This is a genomic window from Desulfosporomusa polytropa (assembly GCF_055380075.1).
Genome location: NZ_AP042400.1, coordinates 1,023,715 through 1,044,595, shown reverse-complemented (window position 1 = coordinate 1,044,595; position 20,881 = coordinate 1,023,715). Strand labels below are relative to the sequence as shown.

Below are 20,881 nucleotides of genomic sequence, written 5' to 3'. Positions count from 1 at the left end.
TGTAGGCTTAATAGTCAATTCGCCCTGAAAGGTCATATCCGTTGGCTGCTAAAATCTCCTCAACCTTACCAAGAGTATTTTGCACAAGCTGCGGACACCGCGCCATCCGATTCATCGGGTTATTTTCCAGGATATCATTACAGGCAGTGCCGTTATATTGAGAACTTGCTTCCTGCTCAAACCACTCTACAAGTGCCCGGACCATGTCATTAAGACGGCTGTCTTCCATTTCTTCGGCTGTCCCCTTCCCAGCATAGAGACCTATCAAACAAGCCCCACCGGTTAAGGCGCCGCAGGTTCTACCAGAAAAGCCCATTCCCCCGATCAACCCAGACATGGCTCGCACTAGATCAGGGTTCTCTTTACCTTGGACCTCCAGCCCGATAATAAGTAAGATTTGGCTACAGTAAAAACCAGCTTGTGCTAACTCAAGCATCTTTAAAAATACGTCTGTCATGTTCGCCACCTTCCTTTCGCTCAATACACCACCCGCCTGCGCCTGTAGATTTTTTTTTGCTTCCTATCTTTGTCATTATAGGATCTGGATAAAAACCTCCATAATTCCGCCGCAGACCATCCCTTCATCGGCCGCCACATCATTTAGCATTCGTACCGTATGTAATTGAGATCGTTTTTCATCAAGCGCAGTTAACGCCTGCCGCCTAACCTCCGCTTCCCCACAGCCACCACCAATAGTACCAAAAGACCTGCCATCAGGAAAAATTAACATATTACTGCCTGCCTTGCGGGGAGTTGAGCCGCGCGTTTCCACAATAGTGACAAGCGCCGCCGTTTCGCCGTTACTTTGACATTCACAGATATGTTCTACTAATGTCCGATCCATTAGAAAGCCTCCTTATGCCCACTCAGTGGGCGACCAGACCCACCCCGAAAAACCGCTACCACTTCAGAGGCAATACTCAGCGCAATTTCTGCTGGCGTTGCTGCTTTAATATCAAGACCAATTGGGGCATAAAGCTGTCTTTCAATATCAGCTGGCCCGCCTTCTGCCTTCACTAACTCAATAATTTCTTTGATACGCTTTTTGCTGCCAATCATCCCCAGATACCGTGCATTTCTGCTCATAGTAGCGCGCAGACAATCCAAATCATAGCGATGACCACGAGTTACAATAATAACAGCCGTACCGCTGTCTATTGTCAGGTTGTTCATAGCTAGCTGAAAATTATTGCAAATTACTTGGTGAGCACCAGGAAATCTGGTTCTATTGGCAAATTCTGGCCGATCATCAATAACTGTCACTTCAAAATCGATTGCGGTAAGCATTTGTACCAACGGCTGGCTGATATGTCCGCCACCAAATACGATAGCACAACGCTTTTTGACCACTCTATCCCAAAAAATTCGATAAGTGTTACCTTGCTGATCTTCCACTGAAATAGTTACTGGCTTAGTCCACCCTGTGGTCTGCACTATACCCAATATTTTATCAATAACAACTGGCTCTAACTGTCCCTCTACTTTTCCATCATAAACAATGAGCATCTGCCCCACCCTATTATCAGAGTGCGGGGTACAGTCAATCACAGTTATAATATCTACCACACCCCCGCTATCGATTGCCGACAGCAGCATAGGAAATATCATCAGGACTCCTCCCTTGAGTCACAATGGCCATGTTCTGGGCCTTTACCCAGCAAATCATTAATTTTGGTAAGCGCTACTTCCGACAAAAAGTTGATTTGCGACGGCTTGCCATCTAATGTTTCTCCAAACAATACTACGCCGTTATCTGTTTCCAAATATCGTAAGGGAAAGTTCCGGCGAAACAGTTTACCAGAAATCTTGTCAGTAACTTCAATAGTAACCCAGTCGGCCTCAATTTTATCAAGAAAATCATTTTTTTCCTTCATGATCCATGCCACCACACCTTCTTATTTTCCCGTTGGAACGATCAAGCGCGGCCCCATATTACATTCAGGACATTTTCGGCCCGCATGGCTATCTTCACAATTTTTGCAATAATAGGTAAAGCACCTACAGCATTGATACAAGGGGGCATTATTCGTTAGTTCACTATTACAACGAGGACATGTTTTTTCGTCCAAAGTATTTCATCCTTCCATTTGCCTTTTTTCAGCCACTAGTAAAAAATATCCCAATTTTGTCTTGGGAATGGATACACATTGCCACAGTTCTTCCATTGATCCGTATTTCATAATATAGCAGGCAATAAACTCCCGCAAAAATGCAGACTGATCTTCCCAAACAACGATAGAAAAGCCGTTTTTTTCCAGCATTGTTTTTAGTTGGTTTCTATTTAAATATCCAGCCGTACTATCGGAAATCGGTAAATAAATATCTGTTATCGCCAGTTTCCCCCCTGGTACAAGAATACGGCTAATTTCAGTTAAAACGGTACCTGTATCCTGCATAACCGACAGACTGCATTCGGTTATTACTCCGTCAAATGAAACATCGACGAACGGCAGGCTTTCGCCTGCTGCTTGGATAAACTGCAAATAGGGCAAGTGTTTCCTACCCTGCTCCAGCCGCTCCTTAGATACATCGACTCCTACTGACTGTAACCCACAAGTCTCCTGCAAATACTCCATAGTTACTCCGGTGCCGCAACCGACATCAAGTACTTTTGCACCAGGTATAAATGCACAGTACTCAACAACCCGCTTGGTTAATGTCAGCCCGCCCGGATGTTGGTGAAGCATCATTTATCCTCCAATGCTGCTTCTACCTTTTTCATTTTGCCATTAGCTAATTCCTCAGGAACATAAACTAAGCCACACTGCGAACATCTATACAGCTCAACCGGAAAGCTGCTGCCAAGATACGACAACTCTACCTTTCCAAGTGTCAGCTTAATGCCACATGTAACACAAACAATATCTAATGGTTTTTCTTCTATCAGTTTGCTCATGTTTCCTCCATTATCCTTCAATTTCTATTCTGTGACAATAAGCATTTTGAACGACAAATCCATCTGCCTGCGGCAAATACTCTACCCAATAGGTCACACTGGCTGGCTTAAAATATGCTATATAATGGCCGCTCCTAGCGTCCTTGAGTTTACTGCCAGAACTTTCCGCATGGGCAATAACATTAGTAACATCATCAACAAGAATCCGCCTATCCTCCATCAGTTGCAATACATCTGCAGGAATAGTGACCTTGACCTCAGCTTGCGGCTGTGCCACTTCTTCACCCCAAACTTCTCTTACTAATGTTTGTTTCAATTTAGCGCGGTTTTCCTGACGCTTTGAATAACCAGGCCCTGCTTGCGCAGCCAGATTTTCCTGGCCACCACCCAAAATCAAATCAAGGAGATGATAGGTACGTTTTCCTTGACTGGTAAAATTATCCCGGCACATGCTACAGTACGCGAGATAGTCTAATTCACTTTCATTAATTCGTCTATCTATAACTTTATGTGCAATCTCCTGGTTGGCATAAAGCATTAAACCTCCATAACCGCAACATACTGTAGTTTCACGGCTTAAAGGCAACTCTTCAATTTGATATCCCAGTCTACCCAAAAGGTTTCTTACACTGGTCTGAATCTCAGCATCATACCTTGTGGTACAGCTGTCATGTATCGCCAATTTTTGCGGTGTCTTGGCTAACTGGGTGCTGCCTTCTGGCAGACCGATACGTTCCAGCAATGTCCATAAGTTTTCCACCGGCATGTCAGGTGAATCATTTTTAAATAGGCTCAAACAGGTAGGACAAGCCGTAATAATCTTGGGACTTCCCAAACTACGCCAGTTGCTTTCCAGATTATTCCTTGTCTCCCGAAACACTGCCTCCTGTCCTGCCCAACTGGCCGGTGCTCCACAACAACCTAATAGTAACCCGACACCACCGTCCAGCTTTTCACGTAAAAAACTGTACATCTGTTGCACATACTGAGGTGATGAGGCTGCTAACTGGCAACCGGGATAAAATACCCACTCACTTGATGAGCTGCCAGGCTGATTTCTAGTCAGAGCACATGCTTCGCTATTGCTAAATTGCATATCCCTTAAAGCAAAATCGTGGGTCGACGGAGGCATTTTCCCCTTCTCTACCATTATTTTTCTTGCTTCATGGCAGATTTCGCCCATATTCAAATTTCCCGGACAAATCTGTTCGCACAGACCACATAAACTACAAGAGTTAATCATGTTATTAGCATGGTGGATTCCCATAACAATGGACAAGTTATTGTATACCTCGCGTGCATACCGTTTGGGGTACCCCCGATAATGTGCAAGATACTCGCAGGCTTTCACGCATTCCTGGCACTCACATAACAAACAACGATTAGCTTCCTGAACAGCTTCGGTTTTACTGTAACCGCTGTCAGAATCGCCAGCGATTACCATGGGTTCAGGTTTTATCCCTTTTATGTTGGTATAGAGGGCAGTCTCATAAAGTCCCTCTTTCTCCCTATTAGCAGTAAGGGATGCATTTTGAAACAGCCGGTCAATCGAGATCGCGGCGGTTTTACCATCAGCTATTGAAGCAATCGGCGATGGATGTCCGTATTCACGGCGATGACTGCCACCGACGAACACCTTGCTGTTGTTTGTTGCTAACGATATCAAATCAACCTTGATTTTGCCATCTGACGCTAACTCCAAACCTAAATCTGAATTGTCAGTTAGTTGAAAACCTGTAGCTAGATAGATCGCATCATACGCCGCGCTCAAACTGTCTAAAGCATTAATAGCTGTATTATAGCGAATCTCTATAGGAAATTTGGCGATAATCTCAAAATCATTATGAATCAATTGTCGTGGAAGCTTGTTTTCCGCGATATCCCAGATACTTCCTCCCAATCGGTCTGTAGCTTCAAATACAGTCACTTTGTACCCTTTACGGCTAAGCTCCAATGCTGCGGTCAAGCCGCTCAACCCGGCACCAACAATAGCTACCTTCTGGGTTTTAGCCTTCGGTAATAGTAACTTGGGAGCAGTATTGTTGTTATCAACACAAATTTGTTCTAAACCCTTGATAAAAATAGATTCATCAATTTCATTACGTTTACAGGTTTGCCGACAGGGTTGATTACAAATTCTGCTAATAATTCCGGGAAAAGGGACCATTCTGTTAAACAAGGCAAATCCTGTCGCGTAATCTTCTTTCTGTACAGCTTTAGCCATACCCCGGGCATCAACATGAACTGGACACCCAGCAGTACAAGCTGGTGGATTTTCCTGAATACATTTTGATTCCCGCTCACGCAATAATTTTTGATTCATTTGATCCATTTGAAACACCCTCTTCCTGGTATAGAAATCCTAAAACGACCGGAAAGCGATACGCTTTCCAGTCTAGTTTTAGAATTCTACATTTTCTATATTCGCTTATTTACCGCTAATTACTTTTTAGCAGCGAGTGCGTCCAGGCCTGCTTTGATTTTTTCCGGCAATGCAGGTACTGAGTAAATGCGTACACCGCAGGCATTATAAATGGCGTTAAGAATAGCCGGATGTGGAGCCGTGAGCGGCCCTTCACCTACGCCAGCAGCACCATATGGTCCATGCTCACGCGGGGAAATATTGTAGATGATTTCCATATCATCCGGAATATCCTTAATAAACGGAAGACCGCAACCAACAAGGCTGGTATGCTTTTTGAGGTCGTCAAAGTCTTCAGTAAGAGCAAGACCAATACCTTGAGCCAAACCGCCGTAGACTTGACCGTCGCAGGTTGTTTTATTGGTAAGTGTTCCGATATCCTGAACAGTTACAAACCGAACTACGGTCGCTTTACCAGTCTTCATATCGACTTCAACTTCAGGCATAAAGAGTGCATACATGTAAATGGCGAACGGGTTGCCTTGCATGGTCTCAAGATCGCAGTCACTGCACATGGATGCCGTCCATGAACCATTATAATGGAGCGGAATTTTTTCAGCTACCATTTCGTCGTAAGTCCGGAACGTGCCGTCAGGTTTACGCATAGCATTGACCAGCATTTCACTGGCAACCCTGGTGGCGTTACCAGTCATAACGTTTTGACGGCTGCCGCCGGACGGACCGCTGGCTGGTGTGAAAGCCATATCATTCATGACAAGCTTAATTTGATCAGGGGTAATCCCCATCTGACGGAAAGTTTCATGAGAATGTGTCAAAGTAGCAAGGTCAGCACCTTGACCATGATCCTGCCAGGAGTTACCGACAGTTATTGTGCCGTCCGGATTAAGTTCTGTCCAAGCTTGCGAACTGTCCGCACCATCCAGACCGCAACCATATATTCCAAGTGATAAGCCTACGCCGCGTTTCTTTTCAGGCGTTGAAAGTTCTTTACAACGTTTCTTGGCCTCTTCCCAGTGGGGACGGAGTTTGTCAAGCATTTCCGGCAGACAGAATACTTCTGGTACCTGGCCGGTCGGCGTGGTAGCACCAGGGCGATATACATTCTTATAGCGCAATTCCAATGGATCCATACCGAGTTTTTCGGCCAGCTCATCAATACAGATTTCTGATGACAAGAAGGCTTTAGGCGAGCCGTAGGCGCGGAAAGCAGATCCCCAGCCATGGTTGGTGCATACACACTTGCCTTTACCGCGGATTTTCGGAATATCGTAACCAGCACCGGTAAACTGCCCTTGCCGTATGCAGTTCAGGTCACCGAATTCACTGTACGGACCATGATCCAGCCACCAATTGGTATCCATTGCCAAAATTTTCCCTGTCTTATCAGCAGCAAGTTTCGTTTTAACAAGTGCAGGTGAACGCTTGCCTGTATAGGTAATTTGCTGGAACATGTTGAAGATAAGGGAAACAGGCTTACCATCGCAAGCAAGACAGGCAACGCCCAGCAAAGCTTCATTAGTTGGACTAAATTTATAACCAAAAGTAGCACCTGTCGGGTTGGCTACAAGGCGGCATTTCTCCGGTTCAATACCAATACCGGCGACAATCATTGCATGGTGCAAGTGTAATGCGATACTCTTAGAATGAATAGTCAGACGGCCTTCTTCATCAATATAGGCGCTGCCGCAGTCAGGCTCAAGCGGAAGATGCGGCTGACGGCTGCAGTAAGTTTCAACTTCTGCAATGACAACATCGGCGCTATCCATAACGGGCTTAGTGTCTTCGCCTTTTACCACACCAGTCTCAAAGTAAACATTAGGGGTTCCGGGATGAATTTCAATGGCATCAGGTGCCATTGCGGCAGGAGCACTCATGTATGCCGGCAATACTTCAAGATCAACCTTTACCGCTTTAGCTGCAGCTTGGGCATGTTCTTCCGTATCTGCGGCAACTATGGCAATAGCGTCGCCAAACTGGAATACTTTCTCATCGCAAAGAATGGGGCGATCCCAGCCATCACCTTTATTAGTCGGGAAAGTGATCAGACCGGAAATTCGGTTTTTGCCTTTTACGTCTTTATGGGTAATTACTTTATATACACCAGGCATTTTCTCAGCTGCTGAGGTGTCAATGCCTTTAATATTCGCATGAGATACTTCTGCTTGAACAAGAGCTAACCGCAAAGTTCCTGTAGGCATTTGCAGCGAAACATCGGCGCCAAAATCCCAAGTGCCGGTAACTTTCTGCAAGGCAGACGGACGAATATAAGTTGTGCCGTAAATTTTGTTGCCGACAGGTTTGAAAATCAGTTCTTCTTTGCGCATTTCCCCGCGGAGAATACTAGCAGCTGCCATAACAGCATCAACTAGAGGTTTGTAACCTGTGCAACGGCAGGCATTGCGGTGTTTTTGGAACCATGCGCGAATATCTTCTCTAGTGGGGCTGGGATTCTCATCAAGCAATACTTTCGCTGACAAAATAAATCCCGGACTGCAGAAACCGCATTGAGCGCAGCCATAGGCCATCCAGGCAACTTGCAGCGGATGGAGGTTAGTAGGTGTAGCCAATCCTTCAATGGTTGTAATATTGGCTTCATCAGGAACCTTTTTCATCTTCGTGACGCAAGACCGTATTACTCGGCCATCCATAATAATTGAACAAGTCCCGCATTGACCTTGATTACAGCCAACCTTGCAACCAGTCAACAGCAGTTGTTCCCGGAGCACACTAGCCAAACTAGCTTCCAGATCAACAATTAGCGTTCTGGGCAAACCATTGATAATCAGAATTTTCTTTTGCATCTGCTCTCTCGTCTCCTTTATTATTCAATAATCTATATTTCAGGGGATTTCTTCATCCCCGAAATACGCATAATCTTACCATGATTAGCTGCCTTTGCCAAAGCCACATTCCGGGTAACGACAATCTTCACATACTAGACATAACCCACCATGCCCCAGTCTGGTAATATCTTTGCGTGATAGTTCTTCACCAGCTAACAGGCGGGGAACTACCAGGTCAAACACCGTACTCTTGTGATACATGACACAGCCTGGTAAGCCAAGAACCGGAACTTTTCCTAAATACGCCAGCATAAACATCGCGCCCGGCAGTGTAGGCGCCCCATAAATAACAATCTGTCCTCCTGCGGCCCTGATGCCCGAAGGTGTTACATCATCTGGATCGACAGACATACCACCGGTAGTCACAATCATATCGGCACCTTCGGCAAGCAAACCATGAATAGCTTTAGCAATCATAGAAATATCATCAGGTACAAATACCTGCCGCAGAATCGAACTTCCCAAATATTCAAACTTATCCGCCAATACTGGTCCGAAACAATCCTTGATCCGGCCATGATATACTTCACTACCGGTAGTGACAACACCCACCTTACAGGCTTGCAAAGGTTTGACCTCCACCACCGGATAGTAATCAATCCCAATTTGTTCAATTTGTTGAAGTTTCTCGGCCTCAATCACCAACGGAATAATTTTGCAGCCTGTAACCTTTTTCCCCGCATCCACCATCTGATTCGTGTGTAAGGTAGCTGCGGCCACTTGATCAATATCGTTGATCCTTTCCAATGCTTCTGTATTTATTTTTAGCAAGCCAAGAGTATTTGCTCTTATTTCGACCTTACCTTCTGAAGCCTCATCTAAGTGTAGACCTTGCCCTGCTATGGCCTTAGCAAATCTGGTTGCTGCATCATTCTCATGAATAGTTTGCGCATTTACTTCCCAGACATAAATATTTTCCTTGCCAATATCCAGCAACCTCGGGATATCTTCTTTGCAGATAACATGTCCTTTCCTAAAAGCTTTGCCTTTGCGTTTTCCCGGAATAATTTCAGTGACATCATGACAGAGAACCATACCTTCTGCCTGATATACAGAAACTGCTCTCATTGATTGCCCTCCTTAGCTGATTCTCATCTACATACAACGTGTTAAATATTTTTGCAGGTAGGTGGTGCGTTGGCAATGTATCACCTACCTGCGCCTGCAAACTTCTTTACTGCGGAATATATACCTATGTAATTTCTTGCAATACTAAATATTTGTAATATATAACTGCAAGATTTATACCAACTATAAATACCTCCCAAAAAATTAAGAATCAGTAGGGTTTCACCCTGCTGATTCTCTAAAATTCTGCTACATGTACCTCAATATGTTCACAAGTGTCACTTAAAACTGTCACATAAAAGTGACAGTTTTATCCACTATTTATATATTTCGTACTGTTTCATTTTTCTGTACAAGGTATTTCGCGAAACTCCCATGCTTCGCGCTGTCAGACTAACATTTCCTCTATGGGTAAAAAGCATCTCAAGAATTTCCTGTCGTTCATGTTCCTCTAGCATAAAACGCCGCCCCTCTCTCCCACAAAAGGATTCTGCAGCGTAATGGATTGAAGAAGTCTGTTTCTCGGTATCGGTAACAGCTGCTTGCAAATTACATATTTCTTTCGGCAAATTCTCTAGATTTACTATTTGCCCTTCTGTCAGACTGGCAATCCGTTCTACCACATTCTGAAGTTCACGCACATTCCCCGGCCAATCGTAATGCACAATTCGGTCAACCACTTCTGTAGTAACTACGAAATTTCGACCATGTTTGTCTAGCTTTTCCAAAAAGTAATTAAATAATGCGATTATATCCTCTGAACGTTCTCGCAGCGGCGGTATTGTAATAGATATAACATCTAATCGATAATACAAATCTTTGCGAAACGTCCCTTTTTCGACTTCTTTCAATAAGTTTTTGTTGGTAGCGCAAATCACTCTTACATCAACAGGAATTACCTTATCACAGCCAATTCTATTTACTTTTCTCTCCTGTAATACCCGCAAGAGCGCTACCTGCTGCTCTAATGGCATATCGCCGATTTCATCCAAAAATAACGTTCCCTCACAGGCGAGTTCGAATTTACCTGGCTTGCCCCCGCGTTTAGCCCCGGTAAAGGCACCATCGGCATAGCCGAATAGTTCACTGCCAATAAGTTCCCGAGGTATGGCTCCGCAGTTTACCGCGATAAAAGGCCCGGCATTACGCTCACTCCGATTATGGATAGCCTGGGCAAATATCTCTTTGCCTGTACCACTTTCGCCTTGAAGCAGCACGCTGGATATTGAGGTCGCAGCAAGAGAGGCTATCCTGACGGCTTCCAGAATGGCTTTACTTTCGCCAATAATATCACTAAACTGCAAGGTCCCATAGTTTCCATTAAAACGATTCACCAAATTTTGAATTCGTTTAATGGGCCGCAGAATAATAACGCCGCCTGTCACAATTCCCTGTTCATCGGTAACAGGCTCCCCTGAAGCCCAAAATTGACTGACTTCACCATTAATATCCAGCAAGACTTCAGTATCTGGACAGGATTCTTTGCACATTAGCATCCTTCGAACAAAAGTATTTTTAGTCCCTAAAATACTTTCCACCTGAACTCCGCGGGTATCCTCAGACTTATTTATACCAAAACCAAGTATTTTTTTGGCAACAGGGTTCAGTTCGCTAATAACTCCATTATTGTCCACCATAATTACGCCATCAGACATCGTATTGAAAATATTCGTCAACCGGTTATTAATTACACTTAGTTCCTTATTTTTCTTGCGAATCCCCAACTGCGCCATAATTGCTTCCGCTGCCGCCATAACCATCCCCAGTGTATGCAGATGCGCAGCAGTCGATTTGCCGGAAACATCTAAAATTCCTAGCACGTTTCCCCACTCATCAAGTATCGGGGCTGCCGAACAGGTCAGACAGTGATGTTTGCGGCAGTAATGTTCAGATCCTGAAACCTGAATCGGCTTCCCTGTAACCAATGTTGTACCAATGGCGTTAGTACCAGCCTCAGCTTCACTCCAACTTGCTCCTTGAAAAAAGCTCACAGTCATTGGATTCGTCAGGGTATCCTTATCGCCAAAAATTTCCATAACATAGCCACGCACATCAGTTAGTGCCACAACAAATCCAGAGCCTGCAACAATTTGATACAAGTTATCCATAAATGGCTTAGCAATAGTAATAAGGTCCTTATTTTTCCGCAACATAACCTGCAGACTAGCAGTTTCCAATCGGTGATGAATTGCTTCATCATTGGGATTAACCTTGGCTTGGCGACACCTTACCCATGAGTCCAAAATTTCTGGTCTAACCGAGTACTTATAACTTTTGTCAGCACTTTTTAGAGTGGCTGTAAATTTTAGCCACCCGGCCCAAGTACCATCAACTGTGTTCTCGGCATACATAGCCATAAGTTCATCCTCCTGTACTCATTTTTCAAAATACCATTTCCCGAAAAAAACAAAAAACAGAGCACGCCAAAAGGACGAGCGCTCTGTCTCAATAACTAGCACTGACTCCTTTCCGCACCGGGAGGCTTATCGGTTTCCCAATAAACCCGTTGACCTGATGGTCTTAGTTTCCTTTAGCCCACCAAATTCGGAGTTACTGAATATTCAGTTCAGTTTATAGTATTCGGTATTTATGACGAAACTCCTGCACATCAAGTAAATAGGTTTGAATATACTGGAAATCCCTTTACCTAATTTCAAAAAAGACCACTACGCTAACTCACCCATTATACATGCTGGTAGCCGTCCACGATAACCTCAAGTTGTCCTGTATGCGGATTAAATATCAAGCCGTGAATAGGTACATCCTTAGGGATAAGTGGATTATTACGGATTTTTCTAACTACTTCTTCTATATTATCTACCGGATGATGAAAGTGATCTATCCAATTTATTAACTCTGCTTCTATCATTTTGATGGCATCTGGTGAAATTCCACGTGCTAACATCTTTTGAATAAGACTGTCAGCTGTTGTATGAGCTAATCCACAGTCAAAATGCCCAATCACCATTACTTCTTTTACACCCAGCTCGAAGATACTTACAATTAAGCTGCGAATCGTAGCTTCAAACGGACCAGTCACCGAATTCCCGGCATTTTTTATCACTTTTGCTTCGCCACGTTTGATGCCCATTGCTGGCTCTAAAAAATCTACTAATCTTGTATCCATACAAGTAAAAATCGCTAAATGCCGATTAGGCAATTTATTATTCTCGGGATAATCTTGAATAGCTCCTTCCACTAAATATTCCATGAAATTACTATTAGCTGCTAGTACTTGTTCTAAAATATTCATAACGAATCTCCTGTTATACTATCTGGTTTACTGCAAATAACTATCGGCGTTTGTTCTTCTCTTTTATTGATCGGTTTGCTTCTTTCATCCCGCCAAGACTTCCAAACATCCGTTTGACCTTTGCTTGTTCAAGCTGGCGTGAGTTCATTCCCTGATAGGTCAACTCGGCCTGGAGTTTTTGGTAGCTTATGAGGCGTTCGATCAATAGGGTACCGGTTTCAATAGCAGTTTTTATCGCACAACCAGGCTCATTCTGATGGCTGCAGTCGTCAAAACGGCAGTTTTGCGCCAATTGTTCGATATCGGCAAAGGCTTTAGACAAATCGGCAGTTTCTAGCTGCAATTCACGCATACCAGGAGTGTCGATCACTACACCGCCTATTGGAAGCACGATCAGTTGCCGGTGTGTTGTTGCATGGCGTCCTTTATCATATTGATCGATTTCTTTGGTTACAAATACTTCGGTGCCTGCCAAGCGGTTGATTAACGTCGATTTGCCAACGCCTGACGAGCCGATAAATGCCACCGTTTTACCAACGTCAATATATTTCGTAATCTCAACATAGCCTTCCTCACTCAGGCTAGACGTTACAAGTATATCGACGCCTGGGGCAATCGGACGCAATTCAGACAGTTTTTCAGATAAATTAGAGCAAAGGTCTGCTTTGGTAAGTATGATCACGGGGATAGCCATACTATCCCACGCGATAGCCAGATAGCGTTCCAACCGCCGCAGATTAAAATCATTATTTAGTGACATGCAAATAAAGATCGTGTCAATGTTGGCGGCTATAAGCTGACGTTCCTGCGCTGTTCCGGCCGCCTTGCGCTCAAGCATGCTTGAGCGCTGCAGAATCACATTAATGATAACATGACCAGCAGTGTCGCAAATACGGTCAACCATAACCCAATCTCCAACCGTAGGATAATCGCTCTTATCTTTCACGGTAAAGACGAGCTTACCTGAAACCTCAGCCGTCATTTCACCCTCTTCAGTAATGACTTTATATAAATGTTTGTGTTGAACTGACACTCGTGCTATGTATAACCCAGCATAAAGTCTTGATTCTTGTTCCAATAATTCGGTCAGTCCAATTGTATATAAATTAGTTTTACTCATGTTATTTGTCCCCCCATCGGTTATCTCAAATTAAAAATCAGTAAGGAGGGCAAAAAGGCAGTTGTTATCCTGCAAGCACCTCCCCATTTGATACCGACTCCGCAATATATGCTTTAACCATAATATCCAACTCCTTTCCTTGTATTTTTAGTATAGCACAACAGCCGTAAAATCATAGGACCGGCATGACAATTATCGTACGACAACTAAATTTTTAAACATTACCTAAAATACAATCGGCGCTACGGCATTTTGCAAAACTTCAATGACGCTCCAGGCGGCAATTGCGCTGGTACGGGAATAGATGTTGAGCTCGGTGCGTACTTCCTCACCTTGGATTTCAATCTTGTATTCATCGCCTTTGAAACCCGGTACGGCGGTGATATTCATGGTTGTATTTCCCGGACCAGCGCTGGCAAGAGCGGTCGCGATTGCCACATTTACTTTGGTTGGCAGGATGGCGATTGCTTCCTTGGTTGTCCCGCTGAATACCTGCTGCGGCGACATGATATCCATTAATTCATCAGTGAACAACGGTGTATTTTTAAGCGAAGCCGGCGCTTTCTGCGAGCTAATGGAAGCTGTAATCGGGCTCATCAACGCAGCGGTACGCAGTACATCAAAGCCACCTACGGCACCACTGGCAATGTATACACGTCGCTGGTTCTGAGCGGCGGTATTTTTTATGCATTCGTAGAATTCCCTGTCTGCAAAGGCGCCGATTGACAGCACAACGATATTTGAGCCACCGTTCAATATTGTTTCACTATATTCCTGTATGGCTTTTACCGATGCAGCTTCAGCTGTGTAATCTGGCTTCATCGCCATAAGTTCAGCAATATCGGCACAGGCCTTGCAGTTGTGGCGCTTGGCAAATGCATTTGCATGATCGTAGTCTCTTCCCATAACTGCAATAAGTTCATATTCTGGCAGATAACCGTCTCTCAAGGCATTAGCTACAATTTCATTAAGATAGCCACAACCAATAAGTGCTAGTCTAATTTTCCCCATGGTATGCATGTACCTCATTTCAAGTTGTTGGATTATATATCTTAAAATTACTACAAAACCGCCGTTACTAACTTCTTTTTTTCTTTCTGTTCATACATAAGCTTATCACAAAGTTGAATAGCCTCCTGTATATCATTATAGTTATTGTTATATATGGTTATGCCATAACTAAATTCAATACGATATGACAGGTTGCCGCTTTCGTTATATGCATTGATTTTATCAATTAGTATTTTTATATATGTTTCTACTACTTCTCTATCATTCTCGTTGAGCAAGACAATAAACTCATCACCGCCCATACGGAAAACTCCGTTTCCTGCGAAAACAGCTTCTAACTGCCGCGAAAATAACTGCAATGCTTTATCGCCCTCATGATGTCCTAACATATCATTAATGCTTTTAAAATCGTCCAGATCAATATTTACCACTGCTACAACAATATTACGTTTTCTACGCAAATTTGTAAGATATTCATCATAAGCTATGCGGTTACCCAATCCTGTTAATGGATCAAGCTTGATCTGTCTATACACAATAAAAATATAGTTAAATATAACAGCAATCGCTACACTATTCCAAATCGTTAAATATATTAAATAGTACAACTGAATGCTAGACAGCACCGCGGGAAATGTTGTAAGCAAACTGAAACTTACTAGTTCTTCTCTAGTAAGTTTCTTGCGGCTATCATATAGCAATAGAAGGTTTACTGTGTAATAAAAATAGCTTATTAATGGTGAAACAAAAAACAGTGGTCCCCGTACATAAATATTCTCATTGCTTATACTAAAAATCCAATTAAACTGGCAGCTACCTAATGATAGAATACTATGTATAACAAACGGTACACTTAGCCAAAGCACCATACTTATATTTATTTTTTTGTATTGGTGCGTTATTTTATATACATACAGTGCCACACATATTGGTACCAACGGTGTCAACACAAAACCTAATGTATCTACCAACTTATGTGCATTAATAAAACTAATGTAATTACTAGAATTAAGCACTACACTGAAAATTTCTAATACCAAAATTACTATTGTTAAAAACAGCAATACCCAAAACGACCTCAGTGCTTGCTTCTTTTCTTCAAAAAAAAGATAAGCATGTACAGCAATACTAGACAATACTAGTACCATAAAAATATTCATTTGAATCATATGCAAAGTGTTAATTGCTCAGCACACCCTTCAATAACTCTAGTAATATCTAATAAAAGCAGTATATAAGCAAAATAGTCATAGATTACTTTACTAGTAATCTATGACTATTTTCTTCATCAAAAACAATATATCCTGCATGAGTCTTACAAATCTTAACAAAAACTCTCTTGGGTGTGTACATAGAGATATAATAATTTCATTAAGGCTACTCTAACATGATCTTGCTGGATTTTTTTGAAAGACCACAATCAGCCAGCCCAAAGATAGCCCAACAAGCATCGGTAGTACCCAACCCATTCCAATAGCAAACAGTGGTAAAAAAATATGATACAATGCCAACAAGTTTTGAATGAAGGACTCATTCTTAATAAGTTCTGGCAGTGCATTAAGAGCATCGCCTACACTGGCAAACAATGTACACATCGTTGTTAATACATATACAATCTGACGACACTTAAACAGTGGCGATAAGAATGCCAAGATGATCAAGGTAATTGCTAATGGATATAGAAACATTAATACGGGGATCGATAAAGAAATAATCTGTGTCAGCCCAACATTGGCAATCACGCACGACATGATCGTAAATACAGCCACATACGCTCTATAGCTAAGTGAATTGGGGAATAATTTGCGAAATGTTTCTGAGCAAGCAGTGATTAAACCAATCGCTGTTTTTAAACAGGCAAGTGTTACGATAATCGCCAATAAAAAGCTGCCTGCTGAACCAAAATAATAATTTGCAATTTGCGCTAAGGCAATCCCGCCATTTGCGGATAGCTCATATTGAGCAACACTAGTTGCTCCGATATAAGCCAAGCAGCTGTAAATAATTCCCATTAAAAGAATACTTACGATACCTGCTTTCACCGTACCGATGGCAATATTCCGCGGAGTTTGCACCCCTAAATCCTTAATTGTCTGAACAACGATAATACCAAAAGCCAGCGAAGCTAATGCATCCATCGTATTATAGCCTTCGGTGAAGCCTTTAAAAAACGGTTCTGTAACATAGGCACCATGAATCTCTGCACTTGCAATAATCCCCATTGGGCTTAAAAAACTTATAATAACCAAAAAAGCTAAAAACACTAAAAATAGCGGATTTAAAATTTTTCCAACCCAAATTAGAATTTTATTTGGCTTTAACGAAAAAGTAAATGCAATAAGAAAAAACAGAACCGTAAAAACAGCTAAGCCTAGAGACTGATATTCGGTAGCAATATAAGGAGCTACCCCAATTTCATAAGAAACATTCCCTGTCCTCGGTAACGCAAAAAAAGGGCCAATCGTTAAATACAATAAAATGGTCATAAAATAGGCATAGAGGGGATGAATCCGGCTAGACAAGCCAAATAACCCATCACTTTGGGAAATGCCAATTGCCACCACGCCTAAAAAAGGCAGACCAATCCCGGTAATGAGAAACCCCAGCGTAGCAATAAAAACATTGCCGCCAGCTTCTTGTCCCATATGTACAGGAAAAATTAAATTCCCGGCACCAAAAAACAACCCAAATAGCATGGAGCCAATTAATACATACGATGATAATGTCAAGCGTTTATCCATAAAGACCTCCATTGCGCCGCTACCGCTGCGACAAATAGTAATAAAGAACGGCGTAAAGACTCTTTTAAAACATTATTTCTGCATAAACCCACCGATAACAGTAAGCGCCACACCGATACCCGCAAGAAGCGCCACTCCAGCATTACCCACCTGTCCCTGAGCGAAGCCGCTTGCAAATACTGCTTGCCCACTCAAACCAAGGGCAGCAATCAGACCAACCGTAAATCCTCCGACAATACCAACGACCATCAACAACGCTCCTACTTTTGCCATTGCTGATTTTTTATCAAGATACTCTTCTTCAACAATATCTGTCCACAATAAATCCCACTTTTTTATACGCGGATATAAAATCAGCATCAACGGAATTCCTAAAACTATGGATGGTATCGAGTTGTTCACACTAATAATTGTTGCCAACGCAGCAAAAGGAACCAACTGTAATACCTCACATCCCCAGGCAATAATCAACGCACACGACATAGAACTCATTATTGCTATCACAACAAAATTAATGAGTTTTTTTGTATTGTTAAGCAGTAATGGATCTTCATCCTTTTCATCGACCATCCCCAGCTTGCTCCATAATTTGTAAGGAACATAGGCAGAGAAAAAATTACCAATAAAGCCAAATACGCTGCCAACTCCCAGCGTACCAAAAAAATCGCCAATCAAGTTGCCAATCGCCGCACCCCAGGCCCCAGCCGGTCCAAATAACAGTCCCAGCACAACAGGGAACGCATTAGCCGGACGAACTTCAGTAAAACCGGGGATCAGCACCAATGCCTTGAACGGGATAAGCAATGCAGCAAAGATGGCGGCGCTCAACGCCACCAGAACCACCATTTTTGTATACTTCCACATGCCAAATACTTCTTTCATGTTTTTCCTCCTCACAAACCACTAACCGTTCCTTCACCCTCACCAACCAGCCACTAGCTCAAGATACAGGCTGCCTAGCAACAGCAAACTTATCACCGTTAATAAAAATAAATCCACTGGCTTAAATGCGATCTGTAAATAACTGCTCCGCTGGCTACTATAACCAAAGCCTTTAGATTCTAACGCCATTGCAAACACATTGGTTCCCCGAATAACCGAAATAAAAACCGGTATCAACAACGGAAGATATTTTTTTATTCTTGTTACCAGATTACCAGAATCTAAATCTAACCCTCTGGATCGTTGGGCCTGACTAATGATATAGGTCGTACCAACAATCATCGGTACCAGTCGGATGGCAGTAGAAAAGGCAAAAGCTACCCGATATGGGATTTTTAGCTTTTGCAAACCCATTGATATTTCTTCTATCTTGGTAGAACTCAGAAATATCATCCCGGCAATAATCATTACATCCAGTTTTATGCCTGTCGCTACGCCATACAATAAGCCTTCCTGCGTAAGCGGACCAATAAATATTGTAACACCTTTTCCGAAAATAGACCAAATAACCACTGAAAAAAGATTGATCATAATCAAAATTATTTTTATACGTTTCAGATTCGAAAGCACTTTCCCCGATAAACCATAGGCAATAACCAACAAAGTAACACCGAGCAATACTGGAATAGCCTTAAACATCAGCACAACTGCAAAAGTTGCAAACATGACAATAAGCTTGGTGCGTGGATCTAAACGATGCATATATGTATTTTTATCTAAATATAAAAACATTTCCATCTGCTATTCGCCTGCCTCTATTGTGCAAGATAGCAGCTCATCTACTGACAGCAACGTTTTACCAATCCGATTGGACAAACTGACGATAGAAGGCACCTTTAAATAGGATTTAACCAACTCTGCTTCATCGCCAAAAACATTTCTCGTCCTGCCATACCTTGTCAGCTTACCATCCCGGATTACAGCCACTTTATGCGCATATTCAGCAACTACCCACATGGTATGAGTAACCAGGATAATCGTGTGGCCACTCTCATTCAATCGTTTAATCAGTTGCATCATTTTATACTGTTCCTTAAAATCCAAACCGGTTGTCGGCTCGTCTAAAATAATTATTTTGGGTTGAGCCGATAGCACTGAGGCAACAGCAATTCTTTGCCGTTCTCCTTTTGTGAGGGAGAACGGGTCTTCCTGCTCATAGCCTTCTAGATCCACCGCTTTTAATGCCTCTTTAACCAAACGATCAATTTCTGCTGTGGTAAAACCACGCAGCTTCGGGCTAAAAGCTACTTCATCATACACCGTATCGGAAAATATCTGGTGATCGGGATTTTGAAAGACATAGCCGACTTCCTTGCCGATATCAAAAATAGTGCTGCGACAAGTATCTTTACCATTAACCAGCACCGTCCCGCTACTTGGCAGCAATAAACCGTTAAAATGTTTTACCAGCGTTGTTTTGCCACAGCCATTATGGCCAATTATTGCAACAAACTCGCCTTCTTTAATTTCCAGATCTATGCCTTTTATCGCCAGTTTACTTGTTGTGTATTGATGTTCAAGCTCTTTGACTGTTAAAATGCAGTTGCCATATTTTTTCTCCCTAGCTATATCTACTTCAAGTAAAGCCGCATACTTATCTTCATCAATCCTGAACTTGCCTGCGGTAAAAGCAGACATACCTTCTTCCGGTGTAAGGGGCAGAACTTCTTTAGTCAGCCCTAATTTACTAAAATACAGTGGTATCTGTAACGGCATAATGCCTAAGGAATGAAAGAAGTCAACTGCACGCAATAGTTCGGCAGGTTTACCGTCTGCCACTATGCTGCCTTTCTCCATTATGATTATACGATCAGCCTGCAAGGCCTCTTCGGTCTCATGTTCAATAATCAACACAGTGAATTGCTTACTATTATGCAGTTCCCTGGCAATTTTAAAAATTCCTAATTTTCCCAATGGATCAAGATCGGTTGTCGGTTCATCCATACACATAATCTGAGGCTGAATGGCTAGTACTGATCCGATGGCCAACCGCTGTTTTTCCCCACCAGACAAAGTGGCTGGTTGCCTTTCTTCCAGCCCCGAAAGGTTTACTGTCTGAATGATAGCAGCAATGATTTTATCCATTGCCTCTCTATTTACATTAAAATTTTCTGGTCCAAATACAATTTCCAATTTAGTATTGGTGGAAAAAAGCTGTGATTCAAAATCCTGAAATACCAGCCCAATGTCTTTGGCCATTGAGCCGACTTTTTCTTTCGCCGGATTACGACCTAAAATGTCAACCTGGCCGCTGTAGGTACCTTTGATAAAATTGGGAACCAGACCATTAAGGCAATTAGCCAAAGTGGACTTTCCTGCACCGCTTGGTCCCATAATAATCACGAACTCTCCAGTTTCAACCTCAAGATTAATGTCATTCAATGCCTTATCGTCCTTTTGGGTTTTGTACTGAAATGACAAATTTCGAATGGAAATGGCCTTAGACAAATTCTGAGGCGTGAAGTCTGTCTGTTGCATCATCAACTGCAACTCCTCCTTGTATGTAATCACACCTCCGCGCTCCGGGGTATAACTGTCAATTATTTCGGTTAGTTCTATTTGCATTTCCTGCTGTTTAAAATGACACCATTTGATGTGATTTCTATAAAACAGCAAAAAATCCT

18 protein-coding genes and 1 riboswitch are annotated in these 20,881 nt (G+C 42.6%); all 18 genes read right to left on the bottom strand.

Going from position 1 to position 20,881, the window contains the following annotated elements; translation table 11 throughout:
- Window positions 1–7: 7 nt before the first annotated feature.
- The 18 genes from ACZ449_RS06725 to ACZ449_RS06640 all read right to left on the bottom strand — a co-directional run bounded on the left by ACZ449_RS06725 (window position 8) and on the right by ACZ449_RS06640 (window position 20,738).
- Window positions 8–457 (bottom strand): DVU_1555 family C-GCAxxG-C-C protein, encoded by a 450-nt coding sequence (locus tag ACZ449_RS06725; RefSeq protein WP_464260271.1) that lies wholly within the window; start codon window positions 455–457, stop codon window positions 8–10.
- Window positions 458–532: 75 nt separating this feature from the next.
- On the bottom strand, window positions 533–844 hold the full coding sequence (locus ACZ449_RS06720; RefSeq protein WP_464260270.1) for an XdhC family protein: 312 nt from the start codon (window positions 842–844) through the stop codon (window positions 533–535).
- On the bottom strand, window positions 844–1,608 hold the full coding sequence (locus ACZ449_RS06715; RefSeq protein WP_464260269.1) for an XdhC family protein: 765 nt from the start codon (window positions 1,606–1,608) through the stop codon (window positions 844–846). Before ACZ449_RS06715 ends, ACZ449_RS06720 begins: the two co-directional genes overlap by 1 nt.
- Window positions 1,608–1,874, bottom strand: coding sequence for a hypothetical protein (locus tag ACZ449_RS06710; RefSeq protein ID WP_464260268.1), 267 nt, complete (start codon window positions 1,872–1,874; stop codon window positions 1,608–1,610). The genes ACZ449_RS06715 and ACZ449_RS06710 overlap by 1 nt, the downstream gene beginning before the upstream one ends.
- Before the next feature lie 201 nt (window positions 1,875–2,075).
- Window positions 2,076–2,690, bottom strand: a complete 615-nt coding sequence (gene trsM, locus ACZ449_RS06705; protein ID WP_464260267.1) for a DVU_1556 family methyltransferase — start codon at window positions 2,688–2,690, stop codon at window positions 2,076–2,078.
- Window positions 2,687–2,896 (bottom strand): DVU_1557 family redox protein, encoded by a 210-nt coding sequence (locus tag ACZ449_RS06700; protein ID WP_464260266.1) that lies wholly within the window; start codon window positions 2,894–2,896, stop codon window positions 2,687–2,689. The genes trsM and ACZ449_RS06700 overlap by 4 nt, the downstream gene beginning before the upstream one ends.
- Before the next feature lie 10 nt (window positions 2,897–2,906).
- A complete protein-coding gene (locus ACZ449_RS06695; protein ID WP_464260265.1) occupies window positions 2,907–5,228 on the bottom strand; it encodes a pyridine nucleotide-disulfide oxidoreductase/dicluster-binding protein in 2,322 nt (773 codons plus the stop codon).
- Between the two features lie 110 nt (window positions 5,229–5,338).
- Complete coding sequence (locus ACZ449_RS06690) at window positions 5,339–8,080, bottom strand: molybdopterin-dependent aldehyde oxidoreductase (protein ID WP_464260264.1); 2,742 nt, start codon at window positions 8,078–8,080, stop codon at window positions 5,339–5,341.
- Window positions 8,081–8,164: 84 nt separating this feature from the next.
- Window positions 8,165–9,190, bottom strand: a complete 1,026-nt coding sequence (locus tag ACZ449_RS06685; RefSeq protein ID WP_464260263.1) for a molybdopterin-binding protein — start codon at window positions 9,188–9,190, stop codon at window positions 8,165–8,167.
- 317 nt (window positions 9,191–9,507) lie between these two features.
- Window positions 9,508–11,547, bottom strand: coding sequence for a sigma-54-dependent Fis family transcriptional regulator (locus ACZ449_RS06680; protein ID WP_464260262.1), 2,040 nt, complete (start codon window positions 11,545–11,547; stop codon window positions 9,508–9,510).
- A gap of 90 nt (window positions 11,548–11,637) precedes the next feature.
- Window positions 11,638–11,752, bottom strand: a riboswitch (molybdenum cofactor riboswitch).
- Window positions 11,753–11,873: 121 nt separating this feature from the next.
- Window positions 11,874–12,443, bottom strand: a complete 570-nt coding sequence (locus ACZ449_RS06675) for a beta-class carbonic anhydrase (RefSeq protein ID WP_464260261.1) — start codon at window positions 12,441–12,443, stop codon at window positions 11,874–11,876.
- A 40-nt stretch (window positions 12,444–12,483) separates the two neighbouring features.
- Window positions 12,484–13,563, bottom strand: coding sequence for a ribosome small subunit-dependent GTPase A (gene rsgA, locus ACZ449_RS06670; RefSeq protein ID WP_464260260.1), 1,080 nt, complete (start codon window positions 13,561–13,563; stop codon window positions 12,484–12,486).
- Between the two features lie 225 nt (window positions 13,564–13,788).
- Complete coding sequence (locus ACZ449_RS06665) at window positions 13,789–14,574, bottom strand: aspartate dehydrogenase domain-containing protein (RefSeq protein ID WP_464260259.1); 786 nt, start codon at window positions 14,572–14,574, stop codon at window positions 13,789–13,791.
- A gap of 50 nt (window positions 14,575–14,624) precedes the next feature.
- Window positions 14,625–15,722, bottom strand: coding sequence for a GGDEF domain-containing protein (locus ACZ449_RS06660; RefSeq protein ID WP_464260258.1), 1,098 nt, complete (start codon window positions 15,720–15,722; stop codon window positions 14,625–14,627).
- A gap of 234 nt (window positions 15,723–15,956) precedes the next feature.
- A complete protein-coding gene (gene brnQ, locus ACZ449_RS06655; protein WP_464260257.1) occupies window positions 15,957–17,315 on the bottom strand; it encodes a branched-chain amino acid transport system II carrier protein in 1,359 nt (452 codons plus the stop codon).
- A gap of 72 nt (window positions 17,316–17,387) precedes the next feature.
- Complete coding sequence (locus ACZ449_RS06650) at window positions 17,388–18,197, bottom strand: QueT transporter family protein (RefSeq protein WP_464260256.1); 810 nt, start codon at window positions 18,195–18,197, stop codon at window positions 17,388–17,390.
- 39 nt (window positions 18,198–18,236) lie between these two features.
- Entirely contained in the window at window positions 18,237–18,995 is a 759-nt protein-coding gene (locus ACZ449_RS06645) for an energy-coupling factor transporter transmembrane component T family protein (protein WP_464260255.1), read from the bottom strand.
- Between the two features lie 3 nt (window positions 18,996–18,998).
- Window positions 18,999–20,738, bottom strand: a complete 1,740-nt coding sequence (locus tag ACZ449_RS06640; RefSeq protein WP_464260254.1) for an ABC transporter ATP-binding protein — start codon at window positions 20,736–20,738, stop codon at window positions 18,999–19,001.
- Window positions 20,739–20,881 lie beyond the last annotated feature (143 nt).

Bases quoted from the DNA above. Each gene is read 5' to 3' on its own strand.
- ACZ449_RS06720 (WP_464260270.1), bottom strand. From the start codon at position 844: ATGGATCGGACATTAGTAGAACATATCTGTGAATGTCAAAGTAACGGC.
- brnQ (WP_464260257.1), bottom strand. From the start codon at position 17,315: ATGGATAAACGCTTGACATTATCATCGTATGTATTAATTGGCTCCATG.
- ACZ449_RS06645 (WP_464260255.1), bottom strand. From the start codon at position 18,995: ATGGAAATGTTTTTATATTTAGATAAAAATACATATATGCATCGTTTA.
- ACZ449_RS06715 (WP_464260269.1), bottom strand. From the start codon at position 1,608: ATGATATTTCCTATGCTGCTGTCGGCAATCGATAGCGGGGGTGTGGTA.
- ACZ449_RS06725 (WP_464260271.1), bottom strand. From the start codon at position 457: ATGACAGACGTATTTTTAAAGATGCTTGAGTTAGCACAAGCTGGTTTT.
- ACZ449_RS06695 (WP_464260265.1), bottom strand. From the start codon at position 5,228: ATGGATCAAATGAATCAAAAATTATTGCGTGAGCGGGAATCAAAATGT.
- ACZ449_RS06640 (WP_464260254.1), bottom strand. From the start codon at position 20,738: ATGATGCAACAGACAGACTTCACGCCTCAGAATTTGTCTAAGGCCATT.
- ACZ449_RS06700 (WP_464260266.1), bottom strand. From the start codon at position 2,896: ATGAGCAAACTGATAGAAGAAAAACCATTAGATATTGTTTGTGTTACA.
- ACZ449_RS06665 (WP_464260259.1), bottom strand. From the start codon at position 14,574: ATGGGGAAAATTAGACTAGCACTTATTGGTTGTGGCTATCTTAATGAA.
- rsgA (WP_464260260.1), bottom strand. From the start codon at position 13,563: ATGAGTAAAACTAATTTATATACAATTGGACTGACCGAATTATTGGAA.
- ACZ449_RS06650 (WP_464260256.1), bottom strand. From the start codon at position 18,197: ATGAAAGAAGTATTTGGCATGTGGAAGTATACAAAAATGGTGGTTCTG.
- ACZ449_RS06710 (WP_464260268.1), bottom strand. From the start codon at position 1,874: ATGAAGGAAAAAAATGATTTTCTTGATAAAATTGAGGCCGACTGGGTT.
- ACZ449_RS06685 (WP_464260263.1), bottom strand. From the start codon at position 9,190: ATGAGAGCAGTTTCTGTATATCAGGCAGAAGGTATGGTTCTCTGTCAT.
- ACZ449_RS06675 (WP_464260261.1), bottom strand. From the start codon at position 12,443: ATGAATATTTTAGAACAAGTACTAGCAGCTAATAGTAATTTCATGGAA.
- ACZ449_RS06680 (WP_464260262.1), bottom strand. From the start codon at position 11,547: ATGGCTATGTATGCCGAGAACACAGTTGATGGTACTTGGGCCGGGTGG.
- ACZ449_RS06690 (WP_464260264.1), bottom strand. From the start codon at position 8,080: ATGCAAAAGAAAATTCTGATTATCAATGGTTTGCCCAGAACGCTAATT.
- ACZ449_RS06660 (WP_464260258.1), bottom strand. From the start codon at position 15,722: ATGGTACTAGTATTGTCTAGTATTGCTGTACATGCTTATCTTTTTTTT.
- trsM (WP_464260267.1), bottom strand. From the start codon at position 2,690: ATGATGCTTCACCAACATCCGGGCGGGCTGACATTAACCAAGCGGGTT.